This is a genomic window from Romboutsia sp. D33t1_170424_H2 (genome assembly GCF_015669105.1).
GTDB classification, from domain to species: Bacteria; Bacillota; Clostridia; order Peptostreptococcales; family Peptostreptococcaceae; genus Romboutsia_C; species Romboutsia_C hominis.
The window spans coordinates 43,595-57,015 of record NZ_JADOZQ010000007.1; the positions used below are offsets into that span (position 1 = coordinate 43,595).

Below are 13,421 nucleotides of genomic sequence, written 5' to 3' on the forward strand. Positions count from 1 at the left end.
TTACACTTTTTTTGTCATATTTTAATAAAATAGGAGGTTAAAATACCCCCTATATTTTATCTTAAATTTGTCTTTGCTATTTCTATAGATGATTTCGCATCTTTAGAATAATAGTCTGCCCCAATCTCTTTTGCATACTCACTAGTAAGTACTGCACCACCAACAAATACTTTCGCATCTAGTCCTTCTTTTCTTATTACTTCTATTGTTTCTTTCATGCTTTTAACTGTAGTTGTCATTAAAGCACTTAATCCTATAAGTTTTATATTTCTATTTTTAGCCTCTTCAACAATTACATCAATATCAACATCTTTCCCTAAATCTAGGACATCATACCCATAATTTTCAAGCATTATCTTTACAATATTTTTACCTATATCGTGTATATCTCCTTTTACAGTTGCTACTATAATTTTTCCTTTTTGCTCTATACTTTCACTTTTACTTTGTAAACTTACTTTTAGAATATCCAGTGCTACTTTCACAGTCTCTGCCGATTGTATTAATTGCGGTAAGAATATTTCACCATTTTCATATTTTTTACCTATTTTATCTAGTGTAGGTATAAGTATTTCTTCTATTACTTCATTTTCTGATTGACTTTTTAAAATATTTGGTATTACTTCTTTTATTTCTTCTTTAAGTCCTCTTTCTATTATTTGTTCTACTGATAATTTTTCTTTATTATTTTGTCTTGTATTGATATCTTTATTATTTACAACATTTGCATATTTACTTATGTAATTTATACAATTTTTATCTATATTTTTTATTACTTTAAAAGAGTTTATAACCTCCATCATGCTATCTTCATTTGGATTTATAATTGGTAAGTCTAGTCCATTTGCTAATGCCATAGTTAAGTAAGTACTATTTAAAGCTTTTCTATTTGGTACACCAAAAGATACATTTGATACACCTAATATAGTTTTAACTCCCAATTCCTCTTTTATCATTTTTATACATTCTATAGTCGCCATGGCCTCTGATTGCTGCGCTGAAACTGTAAGTGATAAGCAATCTATAAATATATCTTCTTTATTTATTCCATAAGATATTGCTTTATCTACTATTTTTTTAGCAATATTAAATCTTCCTTTTGCCGTTTTTGGTGTTCCATTTTCGTCTAAAGTAAGTCCAACCACACATGATCCGTATTTTTTTACTATCGGAAGTATTTTACTTAAGGATTCTTCTTTTCCATTCACAGAATTTACTATAGTTTTACCGTTATAATATCTAAGACCTTGTTCTAAGGCATCTATATTTGATGAATCCACTTGAAGAGGAGTATCTATAACAGATTGAATTTCTTTTATAACCATAGGCATAAACTTTTCTTCTTCTATATTAGGTATTCCTACGTTTACATTTAATATTTCAGCTCCACCATTTATTTGTTCTAAACCTAAGTTTATAATGTAATCAAAGTTTCTATTTTTTATTGCATCTTGAAGACTTTTTCTCCCTGTTGGATTTAATCTTTCTCCCATAACAGTCGGAGCTTTTATTTCTACAACCTTTGATGGTGAGCATACAAAACATTTATTTACTTTCTCTACATTTACCTTTTTTAATTCATCTAGATTATTAGATATTTTATTTATAAAAGATGGATCTGTTCCACAACATCCTCCTATTATTGATGCACCTACTTTTACAAAATTTTTAACACCTTTATAAAATTCCTCTGCATCTACATCATATGTAGCTTGTCCATCCACTATATTTGGTAGTCCTGCATTAGCTTGAACCACTAGCGGTACCTTTGTCATCTTAGCTATTCTCTCTACTATTGGTAAAAGCTGCTTTGGCCCTAAAGAGCAATTTACACCTACGGCATCTACTCCTAATCCTTCTATAGTTAAAATCATACTTTCTGGAAGGCATCCAGTAAAACTTCTGCCATTTTCGTCAAAAGTCATAGTACAAAATACAGGTAAGTTAGTATTTTCCTTAGCTGCTAATACTGCTGCCTTGGCCTCATATAAATCCATCATAGTTTCTATTATTATTAAATCTGCACCAGACTTTTCACCTTGTATTGCTTGTCTTTTAAATATTTCATATGCTCTATCAAAACTTAATGTTCCCATAGGTTCTAACATTTCTCCTATCGGTCCCATATCTAGTGCTACAAATTTATTATTAATATTTTGTGATTCATTAATAGCTTTTTTAGCAACTTTTACTGCATTATCTACTATTTTTTCTACAGTATACCCTAGCTTTTCTAATTTCAGCTCGTTAGCACCAAAAGTATTTGTAGTTATTACATTTGACCCTGCATCTAAATATGATTTATGTATTTCTAAAAGTTTCTCTGGATTTTCAAATCCAAATATTTCTGGATTCTCCCCTATTTTTAACCCTTTTTGTTGAAGCATCGTTCCCATAGCTCCATCAAATATTAATATATTATCTTTTATAAAATCTCTTACATTCATCTCTGTCATCCCCTTTTTTATATTTACAATTTTCGTTATTTTGGCATTTTGAACATGATTTAAAGCTTTGAATTGTTTTATCTTCTGATATTCCTATTATTGCTATAACAGACTTCCTTGGAATCATTATTCCACTTTCAGTTATAGTCAAACCGATTTCTTTTTGACAATTTAATAGATTTATTATTTCTCTATTTTTTTCTATTGGTAAGTCCCCATATCCTGGGCTATATCTTGATGTTATGAATTTATTAGTATTAATTAATTTTTCTTGGTTTTCCAATTGTAGTCTATCGCACAATTCTTCTATAGCTGTGGTAGCGCAAGCATCTAATATTATGCTTTTACTTAATTCATTATAAGAGTACCTTTTTATTTCTTTTTCTATTTCTATTCCTAGTGTTGTAGCCATTATTATACATTCACTGCAACTATCTAACAAATTATACAAATCTCTACTTTTTAATGTTAAATTACTTCCCTTTATATATACATTATCTCCATATGGTCTGTTATCTTCTCTTAATATAGGATAAACCCTCAAAATATATCGAGGGTTTATTGTTGATTTAGTTATTTTTATGCATTCATCAATTATATTATGAAGATTTTCATTTATTTCTTGACCTTTGTACTCTAGATATCTTAATACTTCATTTTTATCTATATCTATAGATTGTGAAAAGTCAATTCTCATTTATTATTCTCCGTATATATTTAGTGAGAATCCTTTTTCTAAAGCTTCTCTAGCATATTCTTGTGCTCCAAATAGAGATAAATCTTTGTAGTTCCCACACTCTACAGCAGTAGCTGCTGGTATCTCTTTAGCATCTAAAACCATCTTTAATGCTTTTTCTAATCCTTCTTTTATAACTGCTGGTTCTACATCTCCCCATACTATTAAGTAGAATCCTGTTCTACATCCCATTGGAGATAAGTCTATTATGTTATCTATTGTTTCTCTTAAATAAGTAGCTAATAAATGCTCTAAACCATGCATAGCAGCTGTTCCAAATGTTTCTGCATTTGGTTGTAAGAATCTTATATCAAACTTACTTACCATATCTCCTTTTTCTCCATTTAATAAACAACACTTTCTAACATAAGGTGCTTTTACTTTTGTATGATCTAGTTTAAAACTTTCTACTTTTTGCATTTTAATTCCCTCCGATACTTAAATTTTTTATATGATAATATTATACTTCATAATAAGGATATATTATCAAGTTTTACATGATATTTTTATTTATTAAATTAATTTTTTATTAAATTTCTAAATATTTTATATTAATTTAAGCTTTACTTCAAAAATAGTTCTGCTACTATTACTTTCAACTTTGATGTTTCCCCCATGTAACTCTACTATATTTTTAGCTATAGCTAGTCCTAGTCCTGATCCACCATCATTTCTATTTCTAGATTTTTCTACTCTATAAAATCGTTCGAATATATGAGGTAAGTCTAAAGAAGGTATTTGTTCTCCATAATTTATAATTTGGACTATAGCCATATTATCTTGTTTTCTTGTTACTATATCTATATATCCCCCATCTTTACCATATTTTATCCCATTGCTTATTAAATTTTCAAATACCCTTACTAACTTATTAGCATCTGCATTTATTATTAATTTATCTTCAGAAAAATCAGTTCTTCCTTTTATATTATTTTGCTTAAATTCATACTTAAATTGTTCTGCTATTTGTCCTAATAATTCTACCAAATTTATATTGATTTTATCTAAACTTATAGTATTATTTTGCATCTTTGTAAGTTCAAATAAATCATTTATAAGAATGCTCAAGCTTTTAGATTTTTCGTATGCAATCGTTGTATAGTATCTAAGCTCAACTTCATCTTTATATCTGTCATCTTCTATTAAACCTAAATATCCTATTATAGATGTCAAAGGTGTCCTTAAGTCGTGTGAGACATTTGTTATCAAGTCTGTCTTTGTTTGTTGTGCTCTTCTCTCTTCTATTGTTATATTTCTCAACTGTGAAACTATACTATTAATATTGCTTCCTAATTGTCCAACTTCATCTTTTGATACAACTTGTATAGTTTGACTTAAATCACCATTAGCCATAATATTAGTTGTATTTATAATTTCACTTATACTATCAATCTTTTTCTTCATAAATATAATATATATAGGTATGGATATTAGGAGAATTAGTATTATATAAATTAAATCTCCTATATAATTATTCTTTGCATATAAAAATTCGTTTACTACATTTATAATTACTTGGGGAATCTTTGCATAACTATTTATATACATATCTACTAATATAAAATAAGTAACACCTATTATACTGCCACCTATTACTATGCTGATTATAAAATATATTACAGGCTTAAATGCGTATTCAAATAAAAATTTTTTATTTTTCAATTTTGTAACCTACTCCCCATACAGTGTGTATTATTTTATTATCTACATACTTTTCTATTTTTTCCCTTATTCTACTTATATGAACCATCACAGTGTTATTAGATTGGTAGTATTGTTCTTTCCATACTTTTTCAAAGATTTCTTCTGTGCTAAATACACGCCCTTTATTGCTAGCTAATAGATATAAGATATCAAATTCTCTAGATGTTAAAGATATTTCACTTTCTCCAACAGTAACCTTATGCTTACTTTTATCTATATTTAAATTTTCTATTGTTATTATATCCTTACTATATTTTGATTTATTATTAAAATAGTACGCCCTTCTAAGTAATGATTTCACTCTAACTGCAAGCTCTAATGGATTAAATGGCTTTGTCATATAATCATCTGCCCCCGTCATTATACCTTGAATTTTATCCATATCTTCAGATTTAGCACTTAGCATTAATATAGGAATATCTAGTTTTTCTCTTATCCTTCTACAAACTTCTATTCCGTCTATACCAGGCATCATTATATCTAGTATCATCAATTGTATATCTTCTTTTTCTACTATATTTAAAGCTTCTATTCCATTTTCAGCTTTTATTACATCATATCCTTCATTTAATAAATATATTTCAATAAGATTTCTAATTTCTTTTTCATCATCTACTACAAGTACTTTATTTTTCAAATTTCATCATTCCCATCTGTATAATTTGTTTTTATATAATACTTCTACGTTATTCGTTAATGTTTCACATAAAACAATTATAATATACTTTTATCGATTTAATTTAATTAATTTTGCTAGCTGTGTACTCTTCTAATGTAGAATTATTTTCATATATTTCTTTAGCTACTTCTTTCCCTACATATCTTATATGCCATGGTTCATATGACTTACCTGTTATATCTTCTTTTCCTAATGGGTATCTTAATATAAACCCGAATTTATGAGCATTCTCTGCTAACCATATAGCTTCTTTCGTACTACCTACAAACCATCTATCTTCATTAGTCACGTCTATACATAATCCAGTTTGATGTTCACTACTACCTGGCTTAGCCACATATTCATTAGCCTTTGTTAATCCATCCGAAATAACCTTTTTAGTATATATATCTTTTTGAGTTGCATAAGATCTATACGCTGATGTACCTAAAAAATTAATTCCTTCTTCTTTTGCTTGCTTAAATAACTCCTCTACTGCTTTTGACGCAACCTCTTCCATTTGTTTTTCTTCATTAGTTGCATTATCGATAAAAGGAATGTTTGGCACATCACTTTTATATGGTTTATAGTTTTCATCTAACTTATTATCATTGTTTACTAATAGCGTGTTTGTTATAATATTTGAGTTACTTTTATTTAATATTTTTTCTTGTGTTGATGTTTTTCCTGGCATTAATATTTTTACTAAAATAATTGTAACTGCTACTATTATTATAATGGGTACTATAACCCTAAATTGTTTCATAATCTATCTTCTCCTTTTAACCTTAACTACTACATTTTCAATGAAATTGTAGTGAATTTTCATAGGTTTATTTTAAAAGATAGATTTTAAGTAACTTATAAGTAATTCTTAAAAAATCTTAAGTTTATTAAATTTTGATGGAGGACACAAATATGACTATGCAAAAACTTCTTAGTAAAGCTCGTCAGGCTATACAAGATTTTGATATGATACAAGATAACGATAAAATAGCAGTAGGACTTTCTGGAGGAAAAGATAGTTTAACATTACTTCACATACTGAAAAACTATCAAAGATTCTCACCTCAAAAGTTTGAATTGATTGCAATAACGCTAAACCCTGGTGGTGTAGACAATTCACCATTATACAAACTTTGTGAAGATTTAGATGTAGAATTTCATGAAGTTCAAACTAATATAAAAGAAATTGTATTTGATATAAGAAAAGAGAAAAATCCATGTTCATTATGTGCCAACTTAAGACGTGGTGCGCTAAATGGTACTGCTAAAGAACTAGGATGTACTAAGGTTGCGCTTGGGCACCATAAAGATGATGCAATAGAGACATTTTTAATGTCTATGCTATATGAAGGAAGAGTTAACTGTTTTTCTCCAAAGACGGTTATGGATAAACAAGATTTAACAATAATAAGACCTATGATTTATATAGAAGAATATATGACAAAAAAGGCCACAAGAGAATATAACTATCCAGTTATAGAGAATCCTTGCCCTGCCGATGGTCATACTAATAGACAAAATATAAAAGAACTTGTCCAAAGATTAAATAAAGAAATGCCAGGTTCAAAAAAGAACATATTTGGAGCTTTAAATAATCCTGATAAATTATTTATATGGGATAAAGAAAAAATAAAATAAATATAAAATCTTAAAAATATTATATATCTTAGGTATCAATCTATGAATTAATATTATATTATTCAATTCATAGATAATACGTCAAAATGACTTAAATTTTATTTTGGCGTATTTTTTTATCTATAATAATTGTAATATTATCTCATTGAAGTTTTTTATAGTACCTGAATCGTATAATTAAATCAGATAAATATATAAATAAAAAAGACACTTATGATACGCTTAGGTAACCGACTAAGATCAACAAAAGGATGGTCAAAAATGTATTTTAATTATATTAACATAAATTAGCTATAGTAACTCTAGTAGAAAAACACCAAATGAAGTTATGAAAAAATGAACTGTTTTGAAAATAATTAACTCATCATCCAAAACAATTCATTTATATTTTATAAATTTTTATTAGTTTTAAGCTACACTAAACTTCCATAAATCCTTAGTTTCCTTCATGAAAATATCTATATCCCAAGTTTTATTGCTTTTTTCTTTACTATCAGGATCATTCACTATTATATTTCCATCTTTATCTACGCCAGTTAAGACTATATAATGTCCTTGAGTTGTAAATGTTCCTGGACCCATAGTTGCTATTATTGGCTCTCCTTTTTTAAGAGTAGATATAATTACTTCTTTGCTTAAAGGTATTTCTTTGCCCTTTAGTCCAAAGTTGCTTACTCCATCAGTCATTAAACTCCACTTAGAGCCTATACCCTCTACATAGTACCCTCTATCATAAGCAAAATCTGAAACTACCTTTGGATTTATGTTTGTATTTCCTGTAAGACCTACCGCAACCATCGCTAAAGAAGTTGGTCCACATCCATCAATTGCAATAAAGTTAGAACCATATTTATCGTATCCCCATCTTTCGTCCCATTGAAGGAAAAGTGGTATTTCACCTTTTTTGTAATCATCTTTTACAGATATTTTTTTATTTATTTTTGAATCATTGTAGATATAATCTGAAACAAAATCTATCGTTTCAGGCTTTTTAGCTGCTAAATCTAATAAATCTTTAGGATACAAATCTATATTATTTAATATCTTTTTTACTTTTGGGTATTCATTTGATTCTTCTTCTAAAGTAATTATAGTTGGATCATTTGAGTTTAAAATTTCTTTAGATATTAATTCATCACCTTTATTTCCAGACATTGTATGCTTCCCCAATATGGCTACTAAACCTATACCTAATATAGCCGCTACGCCTATAATAGAATATTTAACATTCTTCTTCATCACTCTTTTTTTCTTCTTTTTATAGACCATTATGTCATTCTCCTTTTGATGCATATAAAAAACATCTAAAAGCTACCCTATATAGGTTTATTCTATACTTCATAGCTTCCAGGTGTTTTATTTTTACTATAATCTTAAGTCATTCAGCTATTTTCTAGTTGTATCAAACAACTTTGAGCATAATCACCTTCTAACATATTAACTAACTTGTCCATGTTCTTTAATTGAGCTTTATCAATTAATTCTGTAGTAATCTTAGATATTAAGTTTACAGTAGATTATATAAACTAATATCCTTTAGCTTAAGGTTCATCTCTTATTCTATATAACTAAATTACAATATATATTATAATCTATATTTTATAAAAATTTTATTAAGTAATTATCTGCATTATCATATTCCACAATGCTTATAAAGTAGTTTATTATTCAAAGTTACAACACCATCATTTTTGATATATCCATTAACGAAATTATATGTTAATATAATACCTTAATACAATTCTATAACATATTAATAATCAAAAAAGACGCTTATGATAAGCTTAGTTAATCAATTAAAATCAACAAAAGGAATATCAAAAATGCATTTTAACCATACTAACATAAACTAGCTAGCAAATCTAGAGGCAAGTTATTACTTAGGTGTAAAAGATAGAGGCTTACTTCCAGTTACTTAGTGAACCATAGGTAATTTTCCTTATGTAAATTAACAATTTAGGATATAAAAATCTCTTTATCAATTAAACTTATATCTTAAGAAAATATAATTTTTATAACAAAAAAAGACTGTTTCCGTTACAGTCTTTTTAAAGGGCTATTAAAATTTTTATCAAATACTATTTAAGGGGGGTTAGTATTTTTATAGTTATAATTCTATATTTAGAAGGAGCATTAAGTATAGCTCCTCCTTTTATGTCAAATTCTTAAATGTCAATTTTTTATGTCCGTTCCTAATGCATATATCATCTTATGTCATTTCTTGTTGCCTATGTATACAATGTACTATATTTTTGTATAGCTGTCCATAATACAAAATATTTTTTATAAAAAATTTACCTTTTATAACAAATTTAGTTTTTCTATAAATATTTTATAAATTTATATTTTAAAAATTCTTATAATGAATAAGTTCATAGAAATGCATTTAATATAACCGCTATGAACTTTGCTCCTTAAGAAGTCGGATCTGAAATTCAGAAACATATACCAGAATTTGAGCTTAGCTATAATGTAGACCCTATACGTCAATCTATTGCAGAATCTTGGCCTAATTCTATAGATTCATCTTGTGCAGTAGCAGAATGGGGATTTAAGTTCGAACATAATTTAAGTAAGATGACATCAGATATGCTTAGTAAATTATCATCAAAATAATATATAATACGTTTATATAAAATATATGTAATTATTTACATTCCATAGATTCTATCAATAGGAATTTAAGGTGTTTAAAGATTATTCCTATTGATAAAATCTATTTTTTTACTTTTTTAAAAAAACAATTCTATATACATTATTATGGTTTTATTGTTTATTTAGATATACATTCCGTTCTATATCCAATTTCTTTATTTGCTAGCCTATATGCTTCATTTATCATGTCCTCTTTAGACATGCTATTACCAATTAAACTATCTATGGTTATTTGATTTCTTTCACTAAAATATTTATCTAAAAGTTGATTTTCTATATCCTCTTGTTCGGCCACATCTCCTTCGTGTAGTATATACTTCACATTTATTCCATTTTCATTTAATCTTCTTCCAACTAATATACTCCTATGACATCTGATTGGATCTTGCATTGCCCCTAAAAGAGCAATTTTATATCCTTTTTTACACCCATCTTTTATTCTCTCTATCCCCTTTTTAAATATATCTTCTTTGCTTACTTTCTCAAAATCAGCAAATCCTTCTCTATTATAAGATTCTTTTGATCCTCTCCTAGCTCCAAATTCTTTTCCCATGTATATATATATAAATCCTTCTTTTCTTAAAGTTTTACAAAAATCTTCTCTATTGTATTGAATATTATACCTAGAATATGGAGTTTCTCTAATATCTACAACACAATTTATATTGTATTGATTTAATATATCTATAAGCTTTTCAATTGGATAATTAGAGTGACCTATCGCAAATACTTGCATAACTTCACCACCTTTTTTAATGCACTTTTACTTATATTTATATCCAAAATGAATTTATATAAATTCTATTATTTTAAATTAACTATTTAAATAATTAGTGTTTTTTATTATTATATCTCATAAACAAAAAATGATAGTCTATTGATGATTGATTTAATCTCATAGACTATCATTTTATTATTATATTTACTTTATATCTTTATAAGTTTAATCTACCTTCTCTATAGGTTTCGAAACTAACAAAATAACTTGAATCATTGTAGTTATTAATGATGTTTTTCTTTTATAAGCCATATATCTTCCATCCCAAGAATCACAGTATTTTTCTTTGAACTTCTTTAGACCTTGGAATGAATAGAATTTATGTCCATGTGAATATACCTTGGCAGCTATCTTCTCACCTAGAAATGCATACTTTGATATACCTACATTTGATAATGGAGCCATACCCATATTAAATCTTGAGTATCCATTTTCTTTTCCCCACTCAAATAGATTAACGAACATGAAGTCCATTATTCCATTACAAGTTTCATGTGAAAAACGCATTAAGTCTATCGATAAAGTTTTATGACCATCATACATCGGCATAAAGTTAGCAAATCCCTTTATTTCACCATCTTTATTTTTAACTATAGATATTGGATTTCTACTTAAATACTCTACATCGAAAAATCCTATTGAGAATCCTTTTTCTTGTCTTCCACATAGCCATTCATCAGATACAGCTTTTATACTATCCATAAATTCATCACTGAAAGGAGGCTTTACAACTTCAAATGTATATTCTTCTTTGCTAACTCTTGATATAGCATTTCTTACACTCTTCATTTTTCTTCCTTCTAATGTAAATTTATTTAAATCTACAGCTGCCTCTTCTCCTAATTTAAAGAACTCATATCCTGTTTCATGAAGGTATGGAATTAATTTATCATCTATAGCACAGAATGTTGGTATATATCCATATTTATCAGCTAACTCATAGAATTCCTGAATAGTATTAAATATATTTTCATCATTCCCTACTGGATTTCCTAATATAAATATCTTATTAGCATAAGTTTGATATTGTATTAAAACATCCTTATCTTTATTTATATAAACATACTTATCATTTAAATATATAAAGTGTATTATAGATGTCCCGCCAAATTTATTTAGTATATTTTCTACATCATCTTTACATTCTTCTAATTTCATCTTAGGGAATTCATTTTTACCATTCTTATAATATATAATACATAAGAATAATATGGCTATTATAAATCCAGCTATACTTAAAAACATTACATTTGATGATGCATTTGAAAATTGTATTTGATATTGAGTAAAAGGTATCTTTCCTACTTTTCCATGAACGCTTGCGTAGAAAGTATATAGATATAGTATTAAGAAAGATAGCAATATTATTACATCTTGTATAAATATTCCCCAACGCATTACAAAACTTTCTCTATAAAATTGTTTTTTACCAAGCCAAATTATAAGACCTACTATTACTAAATACAATGCTCTACCATAGTCCGTTCCTTGTGCGAAAGTCACCCCAATACATAAGGCAACTATTATTAAAGTTAATTTATAAATATTTTTTGATTTATAAATTAATAATCTAGACATAGCTATAAGTAAAAATCCTAATACTATGGCAAATTTATCTGGTATATATATTATTGATAGATGTGAGACTCTACTTATTATATTTATTTTATTTATAACTTCAGGAATAGCTTCTGATATTAACAGAATACTTCCTGTTAATAGTACAATAAGTACTATACCTATATGAGCCATTTTTGATAGTATAGTCATTACTATATCTCTTATATCATCATCTACAGTCTTCCACATTACATTTCCATATAAAATTAATCCTATAATTAATGGAACTATATAATAAGAAATTCTATATAGGAATATAGCTAATAAAACTTTCTCTGATGGAACATTTAAAGCTTGTAATCCTAGTATCATCGTCAAATCAAAAGAACCAAGTCCTCCTGGTGATAAACTTACAATAGCCACTATAATTGCTAGTACAAATACCGGGAATAATTTCATAAATGATATATTTGCATCTAGTACTAACATGATAGAGTATATTAAAACTATAGTTGTTAACCATTCTAATGCTGATATTCCCATTATAGTTACCGCATCTTTAATATCTTTTCTATCTTCATCATTTCCCTTAATAAACTTATATATGAAGTATATTGATATTGCCGGGAAATATATACTTATTATTAAAGTTAATATGCTTGTCCAATCATTTAACTTTAATGACTCAAAATTAGTGATGGCATATATGAAACTTACCATCGAAAAACCAGTTAAATTTAAAGCTACTATTTTTGATATCTCTTTTACAAGTAACTTTTTGTCCTTCACATAATTACCATAAAAATTACTCTTTAATGCTATGGCTGTACTTCCTCCAAATCCAGCTATACTAGCAATTGAACTAGCTATCCATGAGAATTTATATAACTCCCTGTTATCTAAGTTGATATTCACTCTTCTTTTTAGTACAAAATCGTAAAGACTTAAAGGAAGATATGAAATAATTCCTAAAAGTATTATTGTTATTGAGTTTATAAGCGTTAACTTATCTGCATATAGTTTAAATGTATTCATATTAAATGAAGAAACTACACTGATAAACTCTTTCATAACTATAACAAATATTACTAATGCTATTAAATACTTTAATGTATTTTTTAATTTTACTTTATTTATAATTATAATCTCCTCCTTTTATATTTCTGATAATAAGGCTATTTTACCATACTTTGACACAATATATCCTTACATTCTTCTTTATCTTATATAACAGATTTG

Annotated in this window: 10 protein-coding genes; 1 reads left to right on the forward strand and 9 read right to left on the reverse strand. The window is 27.1% G+C overall.

The window, feature by feature from the left end; genetic code table 11:
- Positions 1 to 56: 56 nt before the first annotated feature.
- From I4U66_RS09525 to I4U66_RS09550, 6 genes are all read right to left on the reverse strand, one after another.
- Entirely contained in the window at positions 57 to 2,447 is a 2,391-nt protein-coding gene (locus I4U66_RS09525; protein ID WP_195928793.1) for a homocysteine S-methyltransferase family protein, read from the reverse strand.
- Positions 2,419 to 3,144: a vitamin B12 dependent-methionine synthase activation domain-containing protein gene (locus I4U66_RS09530; protein ID WP_195928795.1), complete on the reverse strand. Its 726-nt coding sequence runs from the start codon at positions 3,142 to 3,144 to the stop codon at positions 2,419 to 2,421. The genes I4U66_RS09525 and I4U66_RS09530 overlap by 29 nt, the downstream gene beginning before the upstream one ends.
- A 3-nt stretch (positions 3,145 to 3,147) precedes the next feature.
- Positions 3,148 to 3,603 carry an S-ribosylhomocysteine lyase gene (locus I4U66_RS09535; RefSeq protein ID WP_092921587.1) on the reverse strand — a complete coding sequence of 152 codons (456 nt, stop codon included), beginning with the start codon at positions 3,601 to 3,603 and terminating at the stop codon, positions 3,148 to 3,150.
- Between the two features lie 126 nt (positions 3,604 to 3,729).
- The gene (locus I4U66_RS09540) at positions 3,730 to 4,845 is read right to left on the reverse strand and encodes a sensor histidine kinase (RefSeq protein ID WP_195928797.1); all 1,116 of its coding nucleotides are present in this window, start codon (positions 4,843 to 4,845) and stop codon (positions 3,730 to 3,732) included.
- Positions 4,835 to 5,524: a response regulator transcription factor gene (locus I4U66_RS09545; RefSeq protein ID WP_092921591.1), complete on the reverse strand. Its 690-nt coding sequence runs from the start codon at positions 5,522 to 5,524 to the stop codon at positions 4,835 to 4,837. The genes I4U66_RS09540 and I4U66_RS09545 overlap by 11 nt, the downstream gene beginning before the upstream one ends.
- Positions 5,525 to 5,627: 103 nt before the next feature.
- A complete protein-coding gene (locus I4U66_RS09550; RefSeq protein WP_092921593.1) occupies positions 5,628 to 6,311 on the reverse strand; it encodes a M15 family metallopeptidase in 684 nt (227 codons plus the stop codon).
- Between the two features lie 152 nt (positions 6,312 to 6,463).
- Between I4U66_RS09550 and I4U66_RS09555 the strand changes: the two genes are divergently transcribed.
- Positions 6,464 to 7,189: a tRNA 2-thiocytidine biosynthesis TtcA family protein gene (locus I4U66_RS09555; RefSeq protein ID WP_330405538.1), complete on the forward strand. Its 726-nt coding sequence runs from the start codon at positions 6,464 to 6,466 to the stop codon at positions 7,187 to 7,189.
- Between the two features lie 408 nt (positions 7,190 to 7,597).
- Here I4U66_RS09555 and I4U66_RS09560 read toward each other — a convergent pair whose 3' ends face one another.
- The 3 genes from I4U66_RS09560 to mprF all read right to left on the reverse strand — a co-directional run bounded on the left by I4U66_RS09560 (position 7,598) and on the right by mprF (position 13,328).
- Positions 7,598 to 8,458, reverse strand: coding sequence for a C39 family peptidase (locus I4U66_RS09560; protein ID WP_195928799.1), 861 nt, complete (start codon positions 8,456 to 8,458; stop codon positions 7,598 to 7,600).
- A 1,504-nt stretch (positions 8,459 to 9,962) separates the two neighbouring features.
- Positions 9,963 to 10,580 (reverse strand): DUF488 domain-containing protein, encoded by a 618-nt coding sequence (locus I4U66_RS09565; RefSeq protein ID WP_195928801.1) that lies wholly within the window; start codon positions 10,578 to 10,580, stop codon positions 9,963 to 9,965.
- Positions 10,581 to 10,787: 207 nt separating this feature from the next.
- Positions 10,788 to 13,328: a bifunctional lysylphosphatidylglycerol flippase/synthetase MprF gene (mprF, locus tag I4U66_RS09570; RefSeq protein ID WP_330383664.1), complete on the reverse strand. Its 2,541-nt coding sequence runs from the start codon at positions 13,326 to 13,328 to the stop codon at positions 10,788 to 10,790.
- Between the last annotated feature and the right edge of the window lie 93 nt (positions 13,329 to 13,421).

Bases quoted from the DNA above. Each gene is read 5' to 3' on its own strand.
- I4U66_RS09530 (WP_195928795.1), bottom strand. From the start codon at position 3,144: ATGAGAATTGACTTTTCACAATCTATAGATATAGATAAAAATGAAGTA.
- I4U66_RS09525 (WP_195928793.1), bottom strand. From the start codon at position 2,447: ATGAATGTAAGAGATTTTATAAAAGATAATATATTAATATTTGATGGA.
- I4U66_RS09550 (WP_092921593.1), bottom strand. From the start codon at position 6,311: ATGAAACAATTTAGGGTTATAGTACCCATTATAATAATAGTAGCAGTT.
- I4U66_RS09555 (WP_330405538.1), top strand. From the start codon at position 6,464: ATGACTATGCAAAAACTTCTTAGTAAAGCTCGTCAGGCTATACAAGAT.
- I4U66_RS09560 (WP_195928799.1), bottom strand. From the start codon at position 8,458: ATGGTCTATAAAAAGAAGAAAAAAAGAGTGATGAAGAAGAATGTTAAA.
- I4U66_RS09535 (WP_092921587.1), bottom strand. From the start codon at position 3,603: ATGCAAAAAGTAGAAAGTTTTAAACTAGATCATACAAAAGTAAAAGCA.
- I4U66_RS09565 (WP_195928801.1), bottom strand. From the start codon at position 10,580: ATGCAAGTATTTGCGATAGGTCACTCTAATTATCCAATTGAAAAGCTT.